At 71.5% G+C, this 25202-nt stretch carries 17 protein-coding genes; 9 read left to right on the forward strand and 8 right to left on the reverse strand.

Features of this window, described 5'->3' with window-relative positions; translation table 11 throughout:
- Positions 1 to 2: 2 nt before the first annotated feature.
- Positions 3 to 893 carry an AurF N-oxygenase family protein gene (locus tag EIY87_RS40470; protein ID WP_125315255.1) on the reverse strand — a complete coding sequence of 297 codons (891 nt, stop codon included), beginning with the start codon at positions 891 to 893 and terminating at the stop codon, positions 3 to 5.
- An 89-nt stretch (positions 894 to 982) separates the two neighbouring features.
- Between EIY87_RS40470 and EIY87_RS40475 the strand changes: the two genes are divergently transcribed.
- Positions 983 to 1630 carry a TetR/AcrR family transcriptional regulator gene (locus EIY87_RS40475; RefSeq protein WP_125315256.1) on the forward strand — a complete coding sequence of 216 codons (648 nt, stop codon included), beginning with the start codon at positions 983 to 985 and terminating at the stop codon, positions 1628 to 1630.
- Here the strand turns inward: EIY87_RS40475 and EIY87_RS40480 are convergent.
- Positions 1627 to 2658, reverse strand: coding sequence for a DNA polymerase IV (locus tag EIY87_RS40480; RefSeq protein WP_125315257.1), 1032 nt, complete (start codon positions 2656 to 2658; stop codon positions 1627 to 1629). The two genes, EIY87_RS40475 and EIY87_RS40480, sit on opposite strands and share 4 nt — an antisense overlap.
- Positions 2659 to 2673: 15 nt before the next feature.
- A complete protein-coding gene (locus EIY87_RS40485; RefSeq protein ID WP_125315258.1) occupies positions 2674 to 2937 on the reverse strand; it encodes a DUF3040 domain-containing protein in 264 nt (87 codons plus the stop codon).
- A gap of 231 nt (positions 2938 to 3168) precedes the next feature.
- On the opposite strand from EIY87_RS40485, the gene EIY87_RS40490 reads away from it, so the two are divergent.
- Positions 3169 to 4230 carry a cobalamin-independent methionine synthase II family protein gene (locus EIY87_RS40490; RefSeq protein ID WP_125315259.1) on the forward strand — a complete coding sequence of 354 codons (1062 nt, stop codon included), beginning with the start codon at positions 3169 to 3171 and terminating at the stop codon, positions 4228 to 4230.
- A gap of 9 nt (positions 4231 to 4239) precedes the next feature.
- Here EIY87_RS40490 and EIY87_RS40495 read toward each other — a convergent pair whose 3' ends face one another.
- Positions 4240 to 4869, reverse strand: a complete 630-nt coding sequence (locus EIY87_RS40495; protein WP_125315260.1) for a LysE family translocator — start codon at positions 4867 to 4869, stop codon at positions 4240 to 4242.
- Between the two features lie 257 nt (positions 4870 to 5126).
- On the opposite strand from EIY87_RS40495, the gene EIY87_RS49195 reads away from it, so the two are divergent.
- The 3 genes from EIY87_RS49195 (at position 5127) to EIY87_RS40510 (ending at position 12182) form a co-directional block, all read left to right on the forward strand.
- Complete coding sequence (locus EIY87_RS49195; protein ID WP_318531918.1) at positions 5127 to 10244, forward strand: AAA domain-containing protein; 5118 nt, start codon at positions 5127 to 5129, stop codon at positions 10242 to 10244.
- 66 nt (positions 10245 to 10310) lie between these two features.
- Entirely contained in the window at positions 10311 to 10922 is a 612-nt protein-coding gene (locus tag EIY87_RS40505; protein WP_125315580.1) for a GTP cyclohydrolase II, read from the forward strand.
- A gap of 57 nt (positions 10923 to 10979) precedes the next feature.
- Positions 10980 to 12182, forward strand: coding sequence for an HNH endonuclease signature motif containing protein (locus EIY87_RS40510; RefSeq protein WP_125315261.1), 1203 nt, complete (start codon positions 10980 to 10982; stop codon positions 12180 to 12182).
- 303 nt (positions 12183 to 12485) lie between these two features.
- Here the strand turns inward: EIY87_RS40510 and EIY87_RS40515 are convergent, their stop codons facing one another.
- On the reverse strand, positions 12486 to 13016 hold the full coding sequence (locus EIY87_RS40515; protein WP_125315262.1) for a MarR family winged helix-turn-helix transcriptional regulator: 531 nt from the start codon (positions 13014 to 13016) through the stop codon (positions 12486 to 12488).
- A gap of 97 nt (positions 13017 to 13113) precedes the next feature.
- Here EIY87_RS40515 and EIY87_RS40520 point away from each other — a divergent pair, with 97 nt between their 5' ends.
- Positions 13114 to 14076 carry an MBL fold metallo-hydrolase gene (locus EIY87_RS40520; protein WP_125315263.1) on the forward strand — a complete coding sequence of 321 codons (963 nt, stop codon included), beginning with the start codon at positions 13114 to 13116 and terminating at the stop codon, positions 14074 to 14076.
- A gap of 4 nt (positions 14077 to 14080) precedes the next feature.
- On the forward strand, positions 14081 to 15616 hold the full coding sequence (locus EIY87_RS40525; RefSeq protein WP_125315264.1) for an FAD-dependent monooxygenase: 1536 nt from the start codon (positions 14081 to 14083) through the stop codon (positions 15614 to 15616).
- Here the strand turns inward: EIY87_RS40525 and EIY87_RS40530 are convergent.
- On the reverse strand, positions 15518 to 17731 hold the full coding sequence (locus tag EIY87_RS40530) for a discoidin domain-containing protein (RefSeq protein ID WP_125315265.1): 2214 nt from the start codon (positions 17729 to 17731) through the stop codon (positions 15518 to 15520). The two genes, EIY87_RS40525 and EIY87_RS40530, sit on opposite strands and share 99 nt — an antisense overlap.
- 483 nt (positions 17732 to 18214) lie before the next feature.
- Between EIY87_RS40530 and EIY87_RS40535 the strand changes: the two genes are divergently transcribed.
- Complete coding sequence (locus tag EIY87_RS40535) at positions 18215 to 19909, forward strand: discoidin domain-containing protein (RefSeq protein WP_225440354.1); 1695 nt, start codon at positions 18215 to 18217, stop codon at positions 19907 to 19909.
- Between the two features lie 2 nt (positions 19910 to 19911).
- On the opposite strand, the gene EIY87_RS40540 is transcribed toward EIY87_RS40535, so the two are convergent.
- Positions 19912 to 20913 (reverse strand): LacI family DNA-binding transcriptional regulator, encoded by a 1002-nt coding sequence (locus EIY87_RS40540; protein WP_125315267.1) that lies wholly within the window; start codon positions 20911 to 20913, stop codon positions 19912 to 19914.
- A 79-nt stretch (positions 20914 to 20992) separates the two neighbouring features.
- Complete coding sequence (locus EIY87_RS40545) at positions 20993 to 24052, reverse strand: discoidin domain-containing protein (RefSeq protein WP_125315268.1); 3060 nt, start codon at positions 24050 to 24052, stop codon at positions 20993 to 20995.
- 339 nt (positions 24053 to 24391) lie between these two features.
- Here EIY87_RS40545 and EIY87_RS40550 point away from each other — a divergent pair, with 339 nt between their 5' ends.
- A complete protein-coding gene (locus EIY87_RS40550; RefSeq protein WP_125315269.1) occupies positions 24392 to 25153 on the forward strand; it encodes a sulfite exporter TauE/SafE family protein in 762 nt (253 codons plus the stop codon).
- The last annotated feature ends 49 nt before the right edge of the window (positions 25154 to 25202 follow it).

Below are 25202 nucleotides of genomic sequence, written 5' to 3' on the forward strand. Positions count from 1 at the left end.
CCTCAGACGAGGTGCGCGCGCCGCCAGATGCCCTCCGAGCGGCCGCCGATCAGCCCCGCTTCGCGCAGGAACGGCACGATCTTCTCGGCCATCCAGCGGCGCGTTTCGTGGAAGTGCGGGTTCGCCAGGGCCGCGGCCCGGCCTTCGCGCGGGTCGATCCCGACGCTGCGGTAGATCCGCGGGTCGACCATGCTGTCGATGACGCCGAACGCGACCAGCGCGGTGCGCACCCGGTGCCGCTGCAGGGCCGCCTTCGACAGCTTCGGCGTCTCGCGCAGCACCTCCTCCTTGGCGAACCGGACGTGCCGGGCCTCCTCGACGACGTGGATGCGGTTGACCGAGCGGATCAGCGGCTGGATGCCGTCGTCGTCCATCATCGAGCGCTGCAGCCGGTCGGTGGTCTCCTCGGCGACCAGCACGCTGGCGAACATCGACGGGCCGGCCGCGGTCGCGCCGAACACCTTGGCGGCGCGGTGCACGACCTTGGGGACGCCGTAGCGCGGGACGCCCAGCCGCTCGGCGGTGCGGGCGAACATCACCGAGTGCCGCGTCTCGTCGCCGATCTCGGTCATCGCGTACTGCGCGTGCTCGGTGCGCGCGTCGAGGTCGAAGACGTACCGGGCGAGCAGTTGCATGAGGACGATCTCGAACCACAGCCCGACGCTCATGATGCTGGCGATCTCGTGCTTGGACAGCTCGATCCGCTGCTCCGGCGTCAGCTTCGCCCAAAGGTCGGTGCCGTAGAGGGAGACGCGCTCGAGCGGCATGTAGGCCTTGCCCTCGACCAGCGGCGCGGCCCAGTCGACGTCGACGTACGGGTCGTAGGAGTTCTTCGCGGAGCTCTTGAGCAGGCGAGCCGCGGTGACGTCCCGGTCCTGGGCCTCGACGCCCATGGCGGCCTCCGGAAAAGTAGGGGGTACGCGCTGTACTAGTTACTTCGGCGAGCGTACACCGGCTCGCGGGACTTGAGTAGGCTTCCCGGGTGACCAAGGTCGACGGACGGGCGGCGCGCTGGGCGGGCCAGCAGGAGCGGCGGCGCGCCGAATTCGTCGACGCGGCACTGGCGGCCATCGCCGAGCACGGCCCGGACGTCTCGACCGAGCAGATCGCCGAGCGCGCCGGCGTGGCCCGCACCCGGCTGTACCGCCACTTCGCCGACGCGGCCGACCTCCAGCGCGCGATCGCCGAGCGCGCGGCGGAGCTGGTGACGGCCGAGCTCGCGCCGCTGTGGCACCCTTCGGGATCCCCGCACGAGATGATCACGACGGTGATCTCGACGCACCTGCGCTGGCTGACCGAGCACGAACCCCTGCACCGCTACCTGGCCCGCGCGGTCCCGGCCACGACCGACGTCCGCGGCACGATCGCCCGCCACCTCAGCGGCCTGTTCTCGGGCTACCTGACGGCGTTCGGCCTCGACCCGGCCCCGGCGGACACGATCGCGTTCGGCCTGGTCGGCTACGTCGAGTCGGCGACGACCCGCTGGCTCGACCACCCGGGCGCGCTCAGCCTGGCGCAGCTGACCGACCAGCTGACCGGCACGATCTGGGCGATGCTGGACCACACGCTGAAGGCCGGTGGCGTCGAGCTGGACCCGGACCGGCCGTTGCCGCTGCCTGACGAGATTTAGTCGTCGTCCTCGCGAAGGAACTCGGCCCGCACGCCGAGCAGCCGCACCGCGCGGGTCAGCTCGAACATGCCCAGCACCTCGCGCGCCGCCCGGTCGAGCTCCGCCGCGTCCGACGTCGGCTCCGGCAGCGTGATGCTGTGCGTGTGGGTCAGGAACGGCACGAATCGCACCTTGACCGCCACCCGCGCCGCCGGGCGGCCTTCGTCCAGGACGTCCTGCGTGACCCGCTTGGCCAGCGCCGAGACCTCCGCCGCGATCTCGGCCGGGTCCGTGAGGTCGCGCTGGAACGTCGTCTCGCGGCTGCGGGACCGGGCCACGTACGGGGTCGCGTTCACGTCGGCGTCGCTGATGCCGCCGCCGAGCAGCCGCAGCCACGGCCCGGTCTTCGGGCCGAAGCGGGCGGCCAGCACCGCCGCGTCCGCGCCCGCCAGGTCGAGCACCGTGCGGATGCCCAGCTCAGCCAGCTTCTTCGCGGTCTTGCCGCCGATGCCCCACAGCGCGTCGGTCGGCCGCTCGGCCATCACCGGCCACCAGTTCTCCTGCGTCAGCCGGTAGATCCCGCCCGGCTTGCCGAACCCGGTGGCGAGCTTGGCCCGCAGCTTGTTGTCGCCGATCCCGACCGCGCACGACAGCCCGGTCTCGCGGGCCACGGCGTCCTTCAACGCCACCGCGAGCGCCTCCGGGTCGTCGGTCTCCGCCCCGAGGAACGCCTCGTCCCAGCCCAGCACCTGCACGACGACCGGGAACTCCCGCAGCACCCCCATCACCCGCGCCGACACCTCGAGGTAGGCGTCCGGGTCACTGGGCAGGAAGACGGCGTCCGGGCAGCGCTTCGCGGCGAGCCGCAGCGGCATGCCGGACTGGACGCCGAACTCGCGGGCCTCGTACGAGGCGGTCGCGACCACCGCCCGTTCGGTGGGGTCGCCGTTGCCCCCGACGACGACGGGCCGGCCCGCGAGCTCGGGGTGGCGGGCGATCTCGACCGCGGCGATGAACTGGTCGAGGTCGACGTGCAGGACCCACTTCACGGGCCCAGTCTCGCCTCAGATCCGGTGCCGCGCCACGTGGGTCCAGACGGTGCCGGTGAGCGCGATGATCCCGCACAGCGTGACACCCGGGCCGGGCAGGACCAGCCCCACGACCAGCAGCGTCACGGCGACGACGTCGAAGATGATCAGGACGGTGCTCCGGAGCGCGCGCGACTTCGGCCGCTTGCCCTCGCGCAGCGCGGTGGCCAGATCGGGGTCGCTGAGCTCGAGGCTGCGTTCGATCTTTTCGAGCTCGGTGCGATCGTGGTGACTGAGCATCGGGGTACTCCTTCGGCGCCGTACCCGCCGTATCGCCAAAGCGAATACCCCATCGTCCTCCCAACGAACCGCCGAACGCCTTCCGAATTCGTGCTTTTTACTGAGCCGACCGGGTGATCCGCGCTCCGTGAGCGCCCGTGAGCACGTTAAGTTGCCTTGCGAACGTGGCCGGTGACCGAGGGGGCGGCCGTTGCGTCCTCTCGCGTGCCTGAACCCAGCTGGAGGACCTCGATGACCCTGCCCACCGAACCGATCGGCAGCATCCCGCGCCCGGCGTACCTCGTCGAGGGCCTCGGGGAGTTCGCCGCCGGGCGGATCGACGCCGCCGCGCTCGCCGAGCTGGAGAGCCGCGCGCTGGCCGACACGATCGCCCGGTTCGAGGAGACCGGCTCCCCGGTGCTGACCGACGGCGAGCAGGGCAAGCCGAGCTTCGCGACGTACCCGCTGGCCGGGCTGACCGCGCTGGCGCCGGACGGCGTCGTCATCCCGTTCGCCGACGGGCACACCCGGCAGCTGCCGCGGCTGACCGCGGGTCCGTTCCGCTACGCGACCCACGCCGACGAGTACCTGACCCGGGCGAAGGCGCTCACGGCCAAGCCGGTCAAGCAGGCGGTGATCGCGGCTTCGGCCGTTTCCCTGATCTACCCGGCCGACGGCATCGAGGGGTACTCGCAGGAGCAGTTCATCGCCGACCTGGTGAACGAGGCCGAGGCGGACATCCGCCGCAGCCTCGACGCGGGCGCCGACAGCGTCCAGATCGACTTCACCGAGGGCCGGCTGTCGCTGAAGCTGGACCCGTCGGGCGGCCTGCTGCGGCAGTTCGTCGAGCTGAACAACGCGGTCCTCGACCGGTTCACGGCGGAGGAGCGCGCGAAGATCGGCGTCCACACCTGCCCGGGCGGCGACCTGGACTCGGTGCACAGCCTCGACGTCGACTACGCGGGCCTGCTGCCGGCGCTGTTCGACCTCAAGGCCGGGCGCTTCTTCGTCCAGCTGGCCAGCGAGCCGGACCCCGATCGCGCGCTCGCGGTCATCGCCGACAACCTGAAGGCCGACCAGCGGGTCTTCGTCGGCGTGACCGACCCGATCGACCCGCGCGTGGAGACCCCGGAGGAGGTCCGCGACCGCGTCCTGGCGGCGGCCCGGTACGTCCCGGCCGAGCGGCTCGGGACGTGCGACGACTGCGGGTTCTCGCCGTTCGCGGACGACACGTCGACGTCGCGCGACATCGCCTTCGCGAAGATCAAGGCCCGGGTGGAAGGCACCCGCCTGGCGGCCGAGAAACTCGGCTGACGCCCGGGTTCACGCCGTTTCGGCGGCGACCTTCAGGCCGAGCGCGACGAGCAGGCTGCCGAGCACGGCATCGAGCCCCCGCCGGACGCGGCCGTCGCGGAAGACCTTCTTCAGCGCCCCGACGACCACGGCGAGGGTGACGAACCACACGACGGTGCCGGCGGTGGCGATCGCGGCGAGTTCGAGGGTCTGCAGGGTGGAGCCGTCGGCAGGCAGGAACTGGGGGAGCAGGGCGAGGAAGTAGACGGCCACCTTGGGGTTGAGCAGGTTGGTGAAGAGCCCTTGCCGGAACGCGGCCCCGGCTTTGAGCGGGTCTTTGCGCTCGCCGCCGAGGTCCCGGTATTCACCGCGGCGGACGGCCAGCCAGGCCTTGACCCCGAGGAAGACGAGGTAGGCGGCCCCGACCAGCTTGACGACGGTGAAGGCGACGGCCGACGCGGTGAGGACCGCGGCCACCCCGAGGGCGATCGCGACGACCCAGGCGAAGACCCCGAGGGCGATCCCGACCCCGGCGGCGATCCCGGCGCGCCGGCCGCCGGTGAGGGACGAGCGGGTGACGACGACGAAGTCGGGGCCGGGGGACATCGCGCCGAGGAGGACGACGAGGAGGAAGGACGCCGCGGTGGTGGCGGGGATCATGGGGTGAGCTTACGGCGGGGCCGCCACCGGTTTTCGGGTTCCGCCCGGTCAGCGTGTCACCCGGCAATCCCGCGCTTCACGATTTGATAACTGTCAGTGACATTCTGACCGTGATCGCGATTGTGCTGAAGCGTGGTTTCCCCGATCACGCTCATGACTGGCGGAATTGGGCAGGTGGAATGAGTACGTCGCTGGTGGACCGCGCGCGTCGGTTGTTCGAGTTTCTCCGCGGGGCTCAGCAGCTGAGGGCCAACCCGGTGCGATCGGTCGACACCTACCGGCGCGACGGCGACGTGCTCTGGCTCGCGGATCTCCCCGTCCATCCGGCGATCACGCGGCTGGCCGGGGACGCGCCGCCGGCGGACGCGCCGCTCCTGTCGGTCGACCGCGTGCCGGTGACGCTCCCGCCCGAACCCGACGCGGACCTCGCGCGATGGCTGACGGAGCCGCTCGACGACGCCGAGAAGACGCCGTCGCTCCGGCAGCGAATCACCGATGTGGAGCCCGAGCCCGATGCGGAAGAGGGCGCGGCGAAGGCACCGGCGCAGCTGAGCCTGGACCAGTTCCCGGACGTGGAGCGGAAGTACTCCACCTGGCTGCCGCGCTGGCAGGAATGGGCCGGACGCGAGCGGGTCGACCGTCCGGCACGGGATCTGTACGCGCGGCTCTACACGGTGTACGTCTACGCCAAGGAAAGCCCGGAGGAGCTGGAGCTGGTCGCCGGGACCGGCTGTCTCAGCTGGCAGCCCGTCGACGGCCACGTGATCAAGCGCCACCTGCTGACCAGCCCGGCGTCCGTCGACTTCGACGACCGGACCGGACGGCTCGAGGCCCGCATCGTCGAGTCGGGCGAGCCGGTGCAGCTCGAACTCGACATGGTCGATCCGAGCCTGGTCACGGCGCCGGACAAGATCGACGAGGTGCGCGCTGACATCAAAGCCTACGAGGGGCCGGCCCTGGATCCGGTCGCCACCGGAGAATTCGCGCGCCGGCTCGTCCACAGCCTCGACCCCGATGGCGAGTACCGGGAGCAGGACGAAGCTGCAGTCCCGGGCAAGTTCGGGGTCGCTGCGTACGCACCGGCGCTCGTCCTGCGGAGGCGGAGCCAGCAGGGCCTGATCGAAATCTTCGACACCATCCTGAGCCAGCTGGACGCAACCGGGGAGGTGCCGGACGGGCTGATCCCGTTGATCGACCCCGACCACGTCCCGACCGCGCCGGCGGCCACGGGCGACGGCGCGATCTTGACCGTCGATGACGAGCCGTTCCTCCCCCTGCCGGTCAACGACCGCCAGCTCGCCGTGATCCGGCGGGTCGACGCCGCGTCCCAGACCCTGGTGCAAGGGCCGCCGGGCACCGGCAAGACGCACACCGCCGCCGCGCTGATCTCCCACCTGCTCGCGCAGGGCAAGCGTGTTCTCGTCACCGCCCACACCGACCGGGCCCTGCGGGAAGTGCGCGACAAGCTCCCGGACGCGGTCAAGCCCCTCGCGGTCGCGGTCGTCGGGTCTTCCCGGGAAGACATGGCCGACCTGAAGGTGGCGGTCCAGGAAATCGCGGCGGCGGCGAGTGACCACGATGGCACCGAAAACGCGCGTGCCGTGCAGCGGCACCTGGAGACCGTCGACCGGCTGCGTCGCGAGCGATCCGCCGCCCACAGCAAGCTCGTCCAAGCGCGGGAACGGGAAGTCCTGACCTGGGAGCACTGCGGCTACCAGGGGACGCTCTCGAAGATCGCCCAGCAGCTCACCGCCGAGCAGGATCAGCTGGGCTGGTTGCGTGACTTCAGCGCGATCGGCCCCGACGACGAAGCGCCCTTCAGCACGGGTGAAGCGCAGGAGTGGCACGGCTACCTGATCGACGACAGCCTGCGGTCCGACGAACCCCAAGCCCGGTTGCGCCTGCCCGCCGTTGCGCAGCTGCCGGACGCCGAGCAGTTCGCGCGCCTGGTCGCCGCCGAAGGCCGTGCCACCACCGCGGATTCCCAACACACCGTGCTCAAGGAGCACCCCGCGTTCGCCGCTGTCCGGCGACTCGCGCCCGCACAGCGTGCCGAAGTCCAGAGCCGGCTTAACCGCCTCGCCGACGAAGCGGACTACCTGCTCGGGCGCCGGGAACAGTGGCTGGACGAGGCGCTGCGGGACATCCGGACCGGGCGGGCCGACCAGTGGCGTGCGCGCGGCGGCACGATCCAGAACTTGATCGCCACAGCCACGGGCTTCGTCGGCCCGCTCGGTCCGCTCACCGACGTGGTCGTGCGCGGCGGGGACCTGGGCGCACTCGTCTCCCTCGCCGGCGAGCTCTTGCGGTTCCTCTCGGGCGGCGGTGCCATCAAGACGATGGCCGACGGCAGCCCCAAGATCGGCGCTTTCGCGCCCAAGATCCTCAAGCAGGCCCAGCCGCTGTTCGACAACGTCCGGGTCGACGGACTGACCCCGACGTCGGGCCCCCAGCTGCACACGTTCATCGCCTGGGCTGAGGGCAGCCGGGTGCTGGCGGCGCTCGACCGAGCCTGGCCCGAGACCATCAAGATCCCGCTCGAGGACACCCTTCAGGAACGTCTTCAGTGGCACAGCGTGGAGCTCAAACAGCTGCACCGGGTGCTCGGTCTCGCCGACGAACTGGTCGCCGAAGAGGGGCGGTTGCGCCGGCTCGGGCTGCCGTCTCCGGATTGGAACGATCTCGGCGGCGTCCGCGAGTACGCGAGCCTGACCGATGCCGCGGCGGCCGAGGAAGCCAAGGTGGCGGCGGGAGCACCACTGGTCGCGCTGGCCCAGTTCGTCCGGGAAACCGCCCAGTGGTCCGACTCCGCCGAGTGCGTCGCCGGCTTGCTGGACGCCGTGGAGAAGCGTGACACCGAGAACTTCGCCCGTGCGCACCGGACCCTGACCCGCCTGGTGGAGGTCCGCAGCCAGGCGGATCGCCGCGACCACCTCGGCGGTGTGCTGAAGGCAGCCGCGCCGCGGCTGTACGAGGAAGTGGCCGCGGACGCTGGTGACCCGGTCTGGGCGCGGCGGCTCGCGAACTTCTCGGAGGCGTGGCGCTGGACCGCGGCGCGGGTGTGGGTCACGCAGCAGGAAGCGATCGACGTGAACTTCCTCCAGGCCGAGGTGACCAGGATCGAGCAGGCCATCCGGAAGGAGGCCGAAGCGATCGCCGCGCGGCGGGCGTGGGACCACGCGGCATCGCCGGAACGCCTCCACGGGTCCGCGCGCGCGGACTTGACCCAGTACGCGCAGCTCGTCCAGCGGGCGGGCAAGAACACCGGGATCTACCGCAACCAGCGCCGCGCCGAAATCCGGAAGGCGATGGATCGCTGCCGTCCTTCGGTGCCGGTGTGGATCATGCCGATCTACCGGATCGCCGAGCAGCTCCGCGTGCGCCCCGACATGTTCGACGTGGTCGTGGTGGACGAGGCTTCGCAAGCCGGGACGGAAGCGGTCTTCCTGCAGTACCTCGCCAAGAAGATCGTGGTCATCGGGGACGACAAGCAGGTTTCCCCCTCGGCGGTCGGCGTGGACCAGCAGCAGCTGCGTGACCTGGCCCGGCAGTACCTGGCCGCCGACCGGTACCGCGATACGTGGCAGGAGCCGCGTCGCAGCTTCTTCGACGAGGCGAAGATGCGCTACGGGAAGTCGATCACCCTGATCGAGCACCGGCGGTGCGTCCCCGAGATCATCGGCTTCTCCAACCGGATCGCCTACGAGCCGGAAGGCATCCGGCTGGTCCCGGTCCGCCAGTACGGTGTCGACCGGCTCGACCCGATCAAGGCCGTCTACCTCGAAGACGGCTACGAGCGCGGCACGACGAACAAGAGCAACCCCGTCGAGGTCGAAGCGATCATCGACCAGATCGAGAAGTGCCTCGCCGATCCGGCCTACGACGGCAAGACCTTCGGAGTCGTCTCGCTGCTCGGCCCGGCCCAGGCGAAGGAGATCCAGAACAAGCTCCTCGGACGCATCTCGAAGGAGGACTGGACGAGCCGCGACTTCCGCTGCGGCGACGCGGCCGACTTCCAGGGATCCGAGCGGGACGTGATCTTCCTGTCCATGGTCGCGGCGCCGGCGCCTGGCAAGCGCATGGTTCCGCTGACGCACGAACAGTACGTCCAGCGGTACAACGTGGCGGTTTCGCGGGCGAAGGACCAGGTCTGGGTCTTCCACTCGGTCCGCCCGGACGAACTCCCGAACCGGGACTGCATGCGGTTCCAGCTGCTCGACTACAGCTACGGGGTGATGGCGCGGTGGCAGAACGCCGACGCCGGGGTTTCGAGCGAGGTGGTGCCGGAAGACCGGCGGGTCGAACCGTTCGATTCGCTGTTCGAACAGCGCGTGTACAACCGCATCGTCGACCGCGGCTACCTCGTGCACGCGCAGTACCCGGCCATGGGGTACCGGATCGACCTGGTCGTGATCGGCGCTCACGGGCGCCTCGCCGTCGAGTGCGACGGCGACGAATGGCACGGCCCCGAAGCCTACGACCGCGATCTCGCTAGGCAGCGCGACCTCGAGCGGTGCGGTTGGCGGTTCTTCCGGATCCCCGGCTCCGCGTTCGACGTCGATCGGGCGGAAGCCCTCGCCGGACTGTGGGAGATGCTCGAGGAAGAAGACATCCACCCTTCGGGCTGGTCGCCGGCAACGGAGGTACCGGAGGCGGAAGCCGTCGTTGCTCCAGCACCGGCGATCGTCCTCGACCCCGCCGACGAGGTGGCGGAGAGCTTCACCGGTGATCTTGAGCTCGATGTCGAGCCGGGTGCTCTGCTCGAACCGAGTCCGATCGAGCGGCCAGACCTGCCACAAGCCGATCGGACGACCGCGAACGGTGCGCGGCTGGAGCTGAGCGAGTACGTGACCTATGCCGGTTCGTTGACGCCGGCAGCCGACGCGGGACGTGATCAGCTGGTCGAAGGGATCCGGGCGATCGTGGCCGCCGAAGGACCGGTGCGGGGTGACCGGATCCATCGCGTGTACGTGCAATCGTCGGGTGGTCTCCGAGTCGGTTCGCAGCTGGCTCGGGTCCTCAACTCGGCGGTGAGTCTCGCGGTCCGCCGGGGTGTCCTCCTCGCCGACGATCCGCTCGGGCGTTCGGGCGTCCGTCCCGCCACCTACCGGCTGCCGGACCAGCCCTTGGTCCACGTGCGGACGCTGGGGCCGCGTGACCTGGATGACGTGCCGCCGCGCGAGCTCGCCACGGTCATGAGGGAAATGGCCGGGCGCGAAGGCTGGGACAACGAAGAGGCGGTCTTTCGGGCCGTGTTGGCGCGGCTCGGGCTCAAGAAGCTGACGAAGAACGTGCGCCAGATCCTCGCATCGGTCGTGGGGCTGGCGCAGCAGCTCGAGGCCGAGGAGGTGGCCGCCGCGGCCGAGGATGCCTGAGGCCCGCCAGTTCGAATTTGAACTTCGTGTAGGGTCGATCATGTGGGTGACTCCAGGGGCGACGACGTGACGGCCGAGGTGCGGACGCGGGTGCGCATCCCGCTGCGGCTGCACGGCGGGCTCGAGGTGGACGCCGAAGCGGTCACCTTCCGCGGCCTCGAAGACGGTGGCGAGCACCTCGCCCTCGTGCTCGGCACGCCCGGCGCCGTCCCCCTCGTCCGCCCGCACTCCGAATGCCTGACCGGCGACGTCTTCGGGTCCGCGCGCTGCGACTGCGGGCCGCAGCTGGCCGAGGCCGTCGAACGGATCTCCGAAGCCGGTGGGTACCTGCTGTACCTGCGGCAGGAGGGCCGGGGGATCGGGCTCTACAACAAGCTCGACGCCTACGCGTTGCAGGACGGCGGCCTCGACACCTACGCCGCCAATGCCGCGCTCGGGTTGCCCGAGGATGGCCGGGATTACGCCGTCGCGGCGCAGATGCTCAAGGCGCTCGGGGCCGGCGAGGTCGATCTGCTCTCCAACAATCCCGACAAGGCCGCGCAGTTGCGGGCTGCTGGGATTGCCGTGCGGGATCAGGTTCCCACTGGGGTTTTCGCGACTGACAGCAATGTTCGGTACTTGCGGGCGAAGGCTGAGCAGACGGGGCACACGTTGCGGCTGCCGGGGATTGCCAGTTGATCTGTTCCACCTGATCGTGTGATGAACAGGTGTTCGTATGGTCGGTAGTCTTGGTGTGTGGACAGAGAAGCGGTGTGGCAAGCGGATGCGGCGGCCTTGGCCGACCGTGTTGTTTCGCTGCTCACTGTGGTGCGGTCTGCTGAGGCGGAAATCGGTGCGTTGCTGGTGGAAATCGAGTCCCGCGGCGTTATGGAGCTGTTCGGATACCGTTCCACCGCACGGCTTTATGAGCACCTCGCCGATGTTCCGCACGCTGCCGCCAGACGCACCGTCGCTCGTGCCCAGGCCCTAAACCCCACTCACACTCCCGCGGTCGCCCCGGCCACCGGTGCCGCCGCCCGCACCGGCTCGCTGAGTACCCCGATGATCGACACCATCGTCGAGGCCGTCTCCCGCATCCCCGCCACCCACCGCGACACCGCCGAACACGATCTCCTCACTTTCGCCGCCGACGCCGGTCACAAGCAAGTCGCCGCCCTGGGCGCGCGGATCCTGGCCCACCTCGACCCCGACGGGGTTGAACCCGACGACACCGAGCCGACCATCCCCGCCCGGGAACTGTCGTTGCGCCGCAAACGCACCGGAACCTGGGAACTGTCCGGTCGCTTCGACGACGAAACCGGCACCCGCGCCAGCGCCCTGCTCGACGCGTTGGCCGAACGCCGCGGCGCCGACGATCTCCGCTCCCCGCAGGAACGTTACGGCGATGCTTTCTCCGATGCGGTCGACCTGGCGTTGAATTCTCCAGAGTTACCGACGCAGGCTGGGGAACGCGCCCACGTCATGGTCGCGGTCTCCCTCACCGACCTGCAATCCGGCCTCGGCACGGCCACCCTGGGCGACACTGGCCTCATCACGGCCGCCGAAGCCCGCCTGCATGCCTGTGACTGCAAGTTGATCCCCGCTGTCCTCGGGTCCGCCAGCGAACCCCTCGACTTAGGTCGTGCCCGCCGCCTGATCTCACCCGGCTTGCGCCGGGCGTTGTTCCTGCGCGACCGAGGGTGTGCGTTCCCGGGTTGCCATCGCCCACCGCGGCATTGCCAGGGCCATCACATCCGGCACTGGGCCGAGGGCGGCCCGACCGAGCTGGCGAACCTGGTCCTGTTGTGCGGCCATCACCACCGGTTGTTGCACCGCTCCGGCTGGCAAGTCCGGATCGCCACCGACGGCCATCCGGAGTTCCTGCCACCACGGTTCCTGGACAAACGCCGAAAACCCCGGCGCAACAACATCCACCAACCCCTGCCCTTCGCAGCCTGAACACGGGACAGGCCCGCAGCCACCGGCTACGGGCCCACCCCCATGTGCTGAACTGCTGGCGCGGCCAGGGATTCACCCTCCCCCGGGGAGTCCCGCTGATCGCGGTTTCGGCCGCGGTGGATGCCCTGCGCGGTTCGGCGCCTACCCGCCTGTGGACCGTCGTCAACTGGATCGTGGACCCAGCGCCGGCTGCGCCAACTACGGCTTCCGTCGCTCACACTGGCTCGAACCGCGGGCGCGACCCCATCCGCCAACGATCCGCACCCGATCCTGACCGCGTTCGAATCACCGGCCGCCGACGCCCTACGTCAGCCGCTGTGCCGCCGCCGCGGCCGGGCCTGTCGTCAGCTTCTCCAGCAAGCCGATCAGCGTCGTCCGCTCAGACGGCGTCAGCGACGCAGCCCAAGCCTGCTCCCGCTCGTTGTGCTCCTGGTACGCCTCGGCCACCGACGCATGGCCCGCCTCCGTCAGGTCCAGCTCCACGGCCCGACGATCACGGGGTACCGCCGAGCGGGTCACCAGCCCGTCTCGCTCCAGCGTCTTGACCAGGGCCGAGACCGCCGCCCGGCTCATGCCGGCCAGCCGGGCCACGTGGCGGGACTCCAGGGGCCCGGCCAGCCACAGCACGAACAGCACCCGGAAGCCGCCCCAGCTCCAGCCTCGGGGGCGGTGGACCGTGGACTCCCAGTCGTAGACCAGTGCTCCCGCGAGGCGGTGCAGGGTGAGGCCGAGGCGCATCGCCACCGGGTCGGTCGCGGGGAGCTCGGCCCGCGTCTTCCCGATCGCGTAGTCGACGAACGAGAGGTAGTCGAGGTCGGCCGGTCGGTCGGTCATGCGGTCAGGTTAGGCGACGAGGGGGTTCCGCGCGGCGGCGCGGCGGGCTAGCCTGAGACGAGATAGTCAATGCTTTGACGATCAAGGAGCCCTAGCCGTGACGAAGAAAGCGTTCGCCTCTTCGGCCGACCTGGCGGAGAAAGCGCAGACCCTGGAAGTCCTGGACGACGGCGTCTACGCGCTGACCGCCGAGGGGGATCCCAACATCGGGGCCATCGAAGGCGAGGACTTCCTCGTCTGCTTCGAGGCGCTCGCCACGCCCGTCGCCGCCCGCGAGTGGCTCGCGAAGCTGCGCGAACACACCGACAAGCCCGTGCGCTACCTGGTGCTGAGCCACTACCACGCCGTGCGCGTGCTCGGTGCGTCCGCGTTCGACGCCGAAGTCATCGTCGCGCACGAGAACACCCGCGCGCTGGTCGCCGAACGCGGGAAGGAGGACTGGGCCAGTGAGTTCGGGCGGATGCCGCGGCTGGCCAAGGGCGCGGATTCCGTGCCGGGACTGACCTGGCCGACGCTGACCTTCTCCGACCGGCTCACCATCGACCTCGGGGGCGACCGCGGCGACCTCGTCCTGCAGTACTGCGGGCGCGGGCACACCGAAGGCGACATCGTGGCCTGGCTGCCGCGGCAGAAGATCCTCTACGCCGGTGACCTCGTGGAAGCCGAAGCCGCGCTCTACACCGGGGACGCGTTCCACCGCGACTGGGCCTCGTCCACTTTGGACCGGGTCGGCGCGTTCGGCGCCGAGACCCTGATCGGCGGGCGGGGTGGGGTGAGCCGTGGGGCGGAGGCCGTCGAGGCCGCGATCGCGCAGACGCGGCACTTCCTGACCACCATGATCCGCGAGGTCGGCGCGGTCCGCGATGCCGGCGGCACGCTCAAGGACGCCTTCGAACGCACGCACGCGGCCCTCAACGACCAGTACGGCCACTGGCCGATCTTCGAGCACTGCCTGCCCTTCGACGTCTCCCGGCTGTGGGACGAGCTGGGCGGCATCGAGCGGCCGGTGGTGTGGACCGCCGAACGCGACCGCGAAGTCTGGGACCAGCTCCAGGGCTAGGACGATGAGAGCTGCCGTCCTCGGCAGCGGCCCGGTCGGCCAGACGGCCGCGCTGCTGCTCGCGCGCTGGGGCGTACCCGTGGTGCTCGTCGACGAGCACGAGGTGCGCGACCCCGTGGGGTCCAAGGCCATCTGCCAGCAGCGGGACACCCTGGACGTCTGGGCCTCGCTCGGCGCGGGGTGCCTCGCCGAGGAAGGGCTCACCTGGACGACCGCCCGGACGTTCCACCGCGAGACCGAGCTGTTCTCGCTGAAGCTGCCCGACGGCGGCTCCGCGCTGCCGCCGTTCGTCAACATCTCCCAAGCCCGCGTCGAAGAGGTCCTCGACGAGCTGATCGCGCGGCAGCCGCTGATCGACGTCCGGCGCGGGCACCGCGTCACCGGCGTGACGCAGCCCGGGTGCGTCGAAATCGAGTGCGAGACGAAGGACGGGCCGCGCCGGATCGAGGCCGACTACGCGATCGCCTGCGCGGGCTCGCGGGGTGACACCGTGCGCCGCGCCCTCGGACAGCACCTCGACGGGTTCTCCTTCCGCGACCTCTTCCTGATCTGCGACATCCGCGCCGACCTGCCGGGGTGGGCGGCCGAGCGCCGCTTCCACTTCGACCCGCCGTGGAACCCGGGCAGGCAGGTGCTCATCCACCCGTGCCCGGGCTCGCAGTTCCGCATCGACTGGCAGGTCCCGGACGACTACGACCTCGCGGCCGAGGAAACCGGCGGCGCGCTCGACCGGCGGATCCGGGCGATCATCGGCGACCGGCCGTACGAGGTCGTCTGGCGCTCGGTGTACCGCTTCCACACGCGGCTGGTCGACCGGATGCGCGTCGGGCGCGTGCTGCTGGCCGGGGACTGCGCGCACCTGGTCGCGCCGTTCGGGGCGCGTGGGCTCAACTCCGGCGTCGCCGACGCGGAGAACGCGGCCTGGAAGCTCGCCTGGGTCCTGCGCGGCGACGCGGGCGAGGACCTGCTCGAGAGCTACCACGCCGAGCGGCACGCGGCGGCGGCCGAGAACGCGGCCGTGACGACGGCGACGATGGACTTCCTGGTGCCGCAGGACGACGGGCAGCGCGCGCGCCGCCTCGACGTCCTCACCCGCGCGGCCGGCGATCCGGCGGTGCACGAGCAGGTCGACTCCGGACGGCTGGCCGAGCCGTTCTGGTACACCGGTTCGCCGCTGACCACGTCCGATCCCACGCGGCCGTTCGCCGGCCGGCCACCCCGCGGGGCGCTGCCGCCGCCGGGGCCGGGAGTGCTGCTGCCGGACGTCACCGTCGGGAGTGGACGGTTGCGTGACCTGGCCCGGCAGGGGTTCCTGCTCCTGACGACCCCGGGCGTGCGGGCCGAAGGAATCCGAAGCGCCGAGATCCCCGTGGGCGGGGCGCTCGGCGCGCGTCCGGGCGAAGCCTGGCTGGTCCGCCCGGACGCCTACGTCGCCGCCGTCCTACGGGTAGGAGACCAGCGGGCTCACCTGGTGCCCGGTGTTCGCGGCGTCACCCGAGTCGTTGATGACGTGGGCGATCGTGCCCACGCCGCCGAGTGACACCGAAACGAGGTTGTGGAACCGGACCCCGCTGGTGTTCGGGACTTCGAACGAATGACTGGCCACAATGGACGGATTGGTGTTGAAGAAGCAGTAGCTGCCCAGGCCCCAGCCTTCGTGGCTGGTCACCGAGTCGGCCACCTTGTACGCGGCCCAGCCCTGCCGTCCGCCGCCGCTGGACCAGGACGCCTGGTCCGGCGGGTCGTACGGCATCTCGTTCTGGAAGAAGTACGTCCGCCCGCCGTTGCCGTTCCAGAGCACCTCGTACTGCTGGTAGTGCTCGACGAACAGCCCGTACATCGTCACGTTCGCGCCGTTGACGACCAGGCCGTTGGCCGCGGTGTTGACGTTCCAGCCGACGCCGTAGGAGTGGTCGCCGCGCCACAGCCACATGTGGTCGCCGATGACGTTGTTCGAGTTGACCACCAGCGTCTGCGTGGCCTTCCCGACGGCCGCGCCGCCGATCCGGAAGAACACGTCGTGCAGCGACGTCGGGTCGGCCGCGTGGTTGGCGGTCGAGCCCGGCTGGCCGACCTGCACCAGCACCGGCGAGTTCACCGCGCCCGCGTCGATCAGCAGCCCGGCGATCTTCACGCCGTCCACATCGGACGTCGTGATGGCCGCGGTCCCGGTCGTGGGCATCAGCGTCGCCAGGCCGAGGCCGAGCACCACGGTGTCCGGGCGCGTGACGTTCAGCGCCTGGTCGAGGTGGTAGACGCCGGGCGTCACCAGCAGGTTCTTACCCGCGGCCAGCGCGGCGTTGAGCGTCGCGGCGGAGTCGGACGGGTGCGCGACGTAGAACTCGCTGAGCGAGATCGACTGCCCGGCCGGCGCGCCGTGACCCCAGCTCGTCCCGGACGAGTTCTGCCGCAGCGCCGGGACGAACACGTTGTAGCTGCCCGAACCGTCGACGTAGAGGAACGGCTTCTCGCGGACCACCGGGGTCGGTCCGACGACCGTCTCCGGCGGGTTCGGGAACGACGCCGGCGGCGTGCCGGTCGAGCCGACGAACACCATGTTCCAGACGCCGCCCTGCCAGCCGCCCAGCTCGCTGTTGCGGGTCAGGAACTGCTGCTGCGAACCGGAAACGGCCACGCCGTCGATCTTGCTGTCGGCGATCAGGCCGCCGCTGGCCCAGCCGTCGCCGCCGTTCCACAGCTGGATCTGGCTGCCGCGCAGGTGCATCCGGCGGTACGGCGCGGCCTGCGCGACGGCCCAGCGCTCGACCTGCCCGGCGGGCAGGGTCACCGAGAGGTTCTCGGCGGAGCGCCAGAAGTTCTGCGTCGCGTTGCCCTTGTTGTTCGGGTTGTCGCCCTGCTGCAGCCAGTCGGCCTCGACGCGGACGTGGCCGTTGAGGGTGACGTCGTCGGGGGAGAGGCCGAGGCCCGCCACCTGCTCGTAGAAGCCGAGGTTGACGTCGGCGGTGTAGGTGCCCGGCTTGAACAGCACGGCGTAGCGCTCGCTGCCGAACTGGTTGGTGTGCTGCTGGTCCGCGATCTGGGTCAGCCGGTTCTGGATGGTCGCGGCCGGCGTCGAGGGGTCGAACACCGACACGTTCGGCCCGAGGTCCGGGTTGCGCGGGTCGGTCGGCGGGATGGTCGTCCCGCCGCCGGTGCCGTGCACCGCGACTTCCCAGAGCGAGTAGCCGTAGCCGGTCGCCCGCTGGGTGCCGTAAACGCGCAGGTAGCGCGCGGTTCCGGTGAGCGACACGGTCTGCGTGCCGCCCGTGCCGGCGGTGGTCGAGTACGCGGTGGTCCAGCTGTTGGCGTCCGGAGAAAGCTGGACGGAGAACGCTTTCGCGTACGCGGTTTCCCAGGTGAGCACCACGTCGCAGAGCTGCTGCGCGGAACCCAGGTCGACCTGGAGCCACTGCGGGTCGCTGAACGCGCTGGACCAGCGCGTGCCGGCGTTGCCGTCGACCGCGGCGGACGCGGGCGTGCCGCCGTTCTCGGTCGAGGACGCGGTCGCGGTGCGGCCCTGCGCGAGGTTGGTGCTGCCGCACGCGGCGGCCTGGGCCGGCGCGGAGCCGACCACCGCCGCGGTGGTGACCGCGGTGACGAAGGTGGTGGCGATGACGAGGAGGCGGTGAACGGGGGAGAACGTCGTTGATCTCATCGGCCTGCCTGCTGATCGGGGGGAGGGCGGGCGAAACGGGCCGGGCGAGCCCCACAGCTCGCGCCGGCGTCGGGTGGTGCGGCGGGTTCGCGCCCCGGCACCCGCCGGCATCGTGAGCCGGAGGAGCAGTGCCAGGGCGGGTGCGAGGAGCGCGAACCGGTCAGCCCGAGGGTGTGCGTGACGCGGGGAACCGGCCCGGGTGGCGGTCACGGAACCGGTTCCAGCGGGTCGAAGTGAACACCGCCGGGTTCGGCGGAGTCAAGGATCCGGCGCGGATTCGTTCTCCCGGACCAGTCCGTGGGCTGGTCCGCGACCGCCCGGCGCAGGGAAGTTGACATTTTACGGCTCTTTATTTATATCCTGAACTAAGAGCGTGCCGAGGAGCGGGACCCACACCCGCGCCGAGGACCACGTGAGCCGATCCGCGCCGGGGCAAGGCCGCCCCGGCGCCGGTTCGCCGTGGAGGTACCCATGCAACGCCGCATGCCGAGAACCCGGGTTCTCGCCGTTCTCGCCCTGACCGTGGCCGCCCTGTTCACCGCGCCGGCCGCGCGGGCCGCGCCCGTCCTGCTCTCCCAAGGCCGTCCGGTGACGGCGTCTTCGACCGAATCCGCCGCCTTCCCCGCGAGCGCGGCGGTCGACGGCAACGCCGGCACGCGCTGGTCCAGCGCCTTCGCCGACCCGCAGTGGCTGCAGGTGGACCTCGGGTCCACCCAGCAGCTGTCCCAGGTGGTGCTGAACTGGGAAGCCGCGTACGCCAAGGCCTTCACGCTCCAGGCATCCGCCGACGGCGCCACGTGGACGTCCCTCTACGCGACGACCACCGGCGCCGGCGGGACGCAGACCCTGAACGTCACGGGCAGCGGCCGGTACGTCCGGCTCACCGGCACCCAGCGCGCCACGCAGTACGGCTACTCGCTGTGGGAGTTCCAGGTCTTCGGCGGGGGCGGCACCACGCAGCCCGGCGACGTCCTGCTGTCGTACGGGAAGTCCGGGACGGCGTCGTCGTACCAGGACGACGGGGCCTGCCCCGGCTGCGTCCCGGCGAAGGCGTTCGACCGCGACCCGGCGACCCGCTGGGCGACGAGCGCCACGACCGGCTGGGTCGACCCCGGCTGGATCACCGTCGACCTCGGCGCGGTCGCGGCCGTGCACCAGGTGGTCCTGCAGTGGGACCCGGCGTACGCGGTCGCCTACCAGATCCAGGTGTCGAACGACAACGCGAACTGGACATCGGTGTACTCGACCACCACCGGCAAGGGCTTCAAGGAAACCCTGACCGTCAACGGTTCCGGCCGGTACGTCCGGATGTACGGCACCGCCCGGTCCAACGGCTACGGCTACTCGCTGTGGGGCTTCGACGTCTACGGCACCGGCGGCAGCCCGACGACCCCGCCGCCCGCGCCGCCGGCCCCGCACTTCCCCGGCACGCTGGTGTGGAGCGACGAGTTCAACGGCGCGGCGGGCGCCAACCCGGACCCGGCCAAGTGGACCGCCGAAACCGGCCCCGGCGTCAACAACGAACTCGAGTACTACACGAACAACAACAACGCCAAGCAGGACGGCCGCGGCAACCTCGTGATCCAGGTCCGCCGCGAGGCCACCCCGGGCAGCGCGTGCCCGGTCGACCCGGTCAGCGGCAGCGGCACCTGCCAGTACACCTCGGGCCGGATCAACACCGCGGGCAAGTTCAGCTTCACCTACGGCCACGTCGAGGCGAACATCAAGGTGTCCGGCACGCAGGGGCTGTGGCCCGCGTTCTGGTTGCTGGGCGCCAACTTCTTCGGCGGCACGCCGTGGCCGAACTGCGGCGAGATCGACATCATGGAGCACGTCGGCAAGTCGCCGAACCTGGCGTACTCGACGATCCACGCACCGGCGTACAACGGCGCGGGCGGCATCGGCGCGCCGTTCGACTTCGGTCAGGACGTCTCCGCCGGCTTCCACCGCTTCGGGCTCGACTGGGACGCCTCGCACATGACCTTTTACGTCGACGGCAACGCGTTCCAGACGATCAACCGGGACACGGTCGAGAGCACGCGCGGGCCGTGGGTGTACGACCACCCGTTCTTCCTGATCCTCAACAACGCGATCGGCGGGGACTTCCCCGGCCCGCCGGGTGCCGGGACCGTCCTGCCGCAGGACATGGTGATCGACTACGTGCGGGTGTACCAGTAGGCCTACGGTGACCGGGTCGATTCCCGGACCACCAGCGCGGTCGGGACGATCAGCGGCTGACCCGGTGGCGGCGCCCCGGCGAGCTGCGCGAGCAGCTGCCGGGCCGCCGTCTCGCCCATCGCCCGCAGCGGCTGGCGGATCGTCGTCAGCGGCGGCTGGGTGTGCGCGGCCAGGGGGATGTCGTCGAAACCGACCACGGCGACGTCCCCCGGCACCGCGCGCCCGGACTTGCGCAGCCCGGCCAGCACCCCGGCGGCGGTGAGGTCGTTGTGCGCGAACACCGCGTCGAACTCCGGACCCGACGCCAGCAGCTGGAGGATCGCGGCCTCGCCGCTCTCGCTCGTGAAGTCGCCTTCGATGATCAGCCGCGGATCGAGGGTCAGCCCGGCGTCGAGGACGGCTTCGTTGAACCCGTTGAGGCGGTCGGCGGTGCAGCCGAAGTCCCGCGGGCCGGTGACGGTGGCCAGCCGGGTGCGGCCGGTGGCCAGCAGGTGCCGGGCCGCCGCCGCGCCACCGTGGCGGTTGTCCGTGCCCACCGACGGGAACGCGGGACGGCGGCCGCGGTCGTCGATGACCACCACCGGCAGCCCGGAGTCGTGCAGCACGCGCAGGTGGCGCACCGCGTCGGGCGGTTCGATGAGCAGCAGGCCGTCGAACGCCTTCGCCGACACCTGCCGCGAAAACTCGTCCAGGGATTCGGCGCCGCGGTTGGCGGTGGACAGCAGCAGGCCGTAGCCCTTCGACTCCACGACGTCGGCGACGCCCTGCAGCACTTCGCCCATCCACGGCCAGGTCAGGCCGGGCACCAGCATCCCGACCGTGCGGGTCACGCCGCGGGCCAGCCCGACCGCGCCGGCGCTGGGGATGTACCCGGTCGCGGCGATCACCTCGCGCACCCGGATCGCGGTCGCCGCGTCCACGTCGGCTTTGTTGTTGAGCACCCTGGACACGGTCGTCTTGCTCACCCGCGCACGGCGGGCGACCTCGGCGATCGTGACGCGCATCCGTCCTCCCGAGGGGGTGGCAAGCCCTGTGGTGCCAAGGTACTCGCCCCCGGGCCCGCCGCGACCGGTCCGAGATCGATCAAGTCCAGCCGGACAACCGCGCCAGGCCGGCGTCGCCGGTCCGCCACTCCGTCCGGACGGCGACGTACCGCGCCGGGCCACCGAGCTTCACGGTCGTGGTGCGGCCACGGCCCGCGGGGCCCGCGGTCGTGTAGGTGACGCCGTCGGTGCTGGTTTCCACCGTGGCGGCGGGCACGCGCCCGAGCGTCCAGGCCAGCTCGACCGCGGAAACCGCCGTCACCGCCCCGAGATCGACGACCAGCCGGCCGCCGGGGCCGGGCCGCCACGCGGTCGCCGGGTCGTCGTCGACGGCCGCGGCCGGGCCCGACATCCCGGGCGGCAGCGGTTCGGCGGGGAAGACGCGCGCGCCGAGCGCGAGGTCTGCCAGCGGGTACGGGCGGAGCTCCCCGAACACGACGGGCACCGTCCGGCGCGGCGGCAGCACCACCTGCCGCGGGCGGCCGCCGTCCGGGGTGACCGTGACGGCCGCGGGCAGCGGCCCGGGCGCGGTGAGGTCGACGCGGCTCGCGTCGCGCACGACCGCAGTGAGCCCGGCCGGGCCGCGCACGGTGAACCGGGGCGGTTCGACGCGGCCCTCGGCGGGGGCGAGGTCCAGCGTGACCGTGGTGCCGGTCGCGGTGAGGACCTGCTCGCCGCGGTAGAGCCGGCGGGTTGACCCGGACTGGGGCAGGTTCGCCGTGCCCGCGGCGGCGGTGCCGGAAAGGTTGACCAGCACCAGGAAGCCGTCGGTGACGCTCGCCCGGACCGCGGGCGCGGTGGTCGCCACGCGGCCGGACGGCTTCGCGCCGGCCGGTGCCGGGTACAGCTCCGCGAGCAGGGGAGCGGCCGGACCGTCCGAGAGGACGACGCGGTCGCCGGTGACGGTGATCGGGTTCGGGCTGTCGACGACGATCCCGGCCCGGCCGTCGATGTCCAGCCGGCCGCCGGTGCTGCGCAGCGCCGGGACCGGGTAGGTCGCCACCGCCGTCCAGGTCACGCCGTCGGACGAGGTTTCGAGCCGGTACTTCCGCCCGGCGGCCGCCTCCCAGCTGAGCCGGGCGCGGTCGAAGGCCCGCGCCGCGCCGAGGTCGACGGCGAGCCAGCTGTCCGCGCGCGGCCGGTCCGATGTGGACACCGCCCAGCGCGTCGCCGGATCGCCGTCGTTGGCGTACTTCGCTTCCTTGCCCGCCGTTGCGGAGGACGCCGTCGCCGTCCCGGTTCGCGCGAGATCGGGGCCGTCGCCGTCGCGGACTTCGAACGCCCAGAGCGAGTAGCCGTACTGCGGATCCGGTGTGACGCCGAGCATCCGGACGTACCGCGCGGTGACGCGGGCGAAGGTGACGTCGTCGGTGCGGGCACCGGACGGCGCGGCCTGCGCCTTGACCGTCACGGTGCCTTCGGCGGCGGTGTAGGCGCGGTCGCCGTCGAGGCCGGGCACGCCCGGCATGGCGAGGTTGTAGACGTTCAGGACGCCTTCGCTCGCGGCGACGCCGGTGCTGGCGTAGACGGCGGCGCCGGTCGGCAGGGTGGCGAGAGCGGCGTACCCGGTGTCGAAGCGCAGCACGCCGACGGTGGCGTCGAAGCCGTCGCGGACCTTCTCGTACGTCGTCGCGTGGCGTTCGCGCACGGCGATGTTCGTCGCGGGCAGCAGCGCCGGGTTGGCGCCGCCGAGCACGAAGAGCCAGTCGTCGTGACGTGGCTGCCAGGCGAACTTGACGAACCCGGGCTTGGTCACCGTGCCCGCCCAGGCGGCGGGGGAGCGGTGGGCGAGCAGTCCCGGCCCGGTCCCGAAGTCCGCGACCCCGGCGGCGTGGGCGTCGAACTCGTCCTTGCTCGCGGCGGTCACCGGGCCGCCGTGGCTCGCGCGCCACTCGTGCAGCAGGTAGCTGATGGCGAGTTCGGCGCGGGCCTCCGGCTCGTACTTCGGCTCGCCGGAGAACTTCGTGATCCGGTCGGCGGGCGCGTAGGCCTGGTAGGGCTCGAGCCGCGCGGCCAGCTGCGCCTCGGCGTAGGCGGCGTAGCGGTCGCCGAGGACCTGGGCGCGGAAGGCGAGCGGGATGACGTCGCGGCCGTAGAGGTGCTCGCGGTCGGCGACCATCGGCATCAGCGGCTCGCCGGCGTCGCTGGTCATGAGCAACATGGTGCGCCAGAGCAGTTCGCCGTTGGGCTGCGCGGTGAGCACTTCGGGCAGCGGCGTCCCGGCGGCGAGGAAGTGCATCGTGTTGCGGCCGGAGGTGCGCCACAGCTCTTCCTGGTAGTGCGGGCCGAACGAGCCGTGGTTCTCCACGAGGAAGGTGTCGTAGAGGTTGGTCGCGGTGTTGGCGCTGACCGGGCGGCCGTCGACGAGCCGCGGGTTGGCGAGGTCGGCGGCGGGCAGCCCGGCTTCGTTGCGGCTCCACGTCCCGAAGGCGTCTCGCCACTGGCTCGCGCGCGGGTCGGCCGGCGCCCAGGCGAGGGCCGGGGCGAGGGATTGCGCGTAGACGCCCATTTCCTCCAGTTTCGTGTCGCCGACGAAACCGCCCTTGAGGCCGTTGGGCGTCCAGCTGCCGGAGGCGGGGTCGTCGTTTTCGCCGAGCGCGGTCGTGTAGGCGGCCTGCTCGGTGGTGATGCGTTCGACGTTCGCGCGCGTGGCCGCGTCCAGCTCCGCCCACAGCAGCCGGGCGGCGAGCAGGAAGTACGACTGGAACGTGGTGTCGAAGAACAGCTTCCGGCCCCACTCGGTGCCGCCGGTGAGCAGGCTGGACGCGGCGAAGTGCCGGATCGTGGCGAGGGTGTGGGCCTTGAGCGTGTCGCGGTCGACGCCGGCGACCGCGGGGTCGTAGCCGTCGCGGGTGAGGAGGACGGCGTTGCCGAGCACGACGGCGAAGGTGAAGTCGCGGGCCGGGTAGATCCCGGCCTTCGCGTCGAACTGCTGCTCGGCCCAGCGGGTGTGCCGCAGCAGGACGCGCAGGTAGGTGGCGGCGACCGGGTCGGGCGGCCCCGCGGCGGCGGCCGCCCGGCCGGGCAGGTTCACCAGCAGCGCGGCGGCGCCCACCGCGCCGAACAGGGCGAGCGCGTGCCGCCGGTCGAACTCGCCCATGCCGTGACCTCCCAGGCCGTTGACAACCTTGTCAGCGCGGATTCTGGGACGCCGCGCTCCGCGGGGGCAAGCCCGGGCGGCGATCTCGTCCGGTTTCGGACAACGCCCGGGTAATTCGTATAACGACCTATACCGCCGGGGTCGCTGCGACGTCATGAACGACCCTTTCATCGCGTCGGGCGACAGGGCTCCGGCAAAGTCGCCGAGGGGCGCCCTGTGGTGTCTTGAATGAGTCATTCAGGACCTCCGAAGACCTGAATGAGTCATTCAAGACGTCGCGGGCCAGGGTGGGAGGAAGGTCACCGCGAGCCGCCGCGTCCGCCGTGCTGGGATGACAACGTGATCAGCGACCCGGCCACCTTCCTCCTGCTCGTGCTCGCCGGCGTGGGTGCCGGCCTCACCGGGGCCACCGCCGGGCTCGCTTCGCTCGTCTCCTACCCGGCGCTGCTCGCCGCCGGGCTGCCGCCGGTCGTCGCGAACGTGACCAACACCGTCGCCATGCTCGGCACCACCGCCGGGGCGGCCGCCGGTGCCCGGCCCGAACTCGCCGGCCAGCGCGCCCGGCTCGTCCCGCTCTGCCTCATCACCACCGTCGGCGGCGCGGCCGGCGGGCTCGTGCTGCTCTTCACCCCGTCCGGCGCCTTCACCGCGATCGTCCCGTGGCTCATCGGCGGCGCCGCGCTGGTCCTGATGGCGGGCCCGCGCCTGCGCCGCCTGGCCGAAGCCGCCGACCACCACGGCCTCAGCCCCGCCACCGGCGTCGCCGCGTTCTTCATCGGGGTCTACGGCGGCTACTTCGGGGCCGCCGCGGGCGTGCTCATGCTCGCCCTGCTCGTCTCCGTGTGGAGCCAGCCGCTGGCCCGGACGAACGCCGCGAAGAACCTGGTCACCGGGTCGGCGAACTTCCTCGCCGCGATCGTCTTCGCCTGCACCGGCAAGGTCGTCTGGCTCGCCGCGCTCGCCGTCTGCCTCGGTTCGCTCGGCGGCTCGTGGCTGGGCTCCACGCTCGTGCGGCACCTGCCGGCGACGCCGCTGCGCATCGGGATCGGGCTGGCCGGGCTGGGATTGGCCGTCGTGCTCGGCTGGCAGGCTTACGCCTGAAAGACTTTGCCGCTCTCGGGCTGACGGCGGCCCCGCGGACAAGGCATGA

The organism is Amycolatopsis eburnea (assembly GCF_003937945.1).
Lineage (GTDB): Bacteria > Actinomycetota > Actinomycetes > Mycobacteriales > Pseudonocardiaceae > Amycolatopsis > Amycolatopsis eburnea.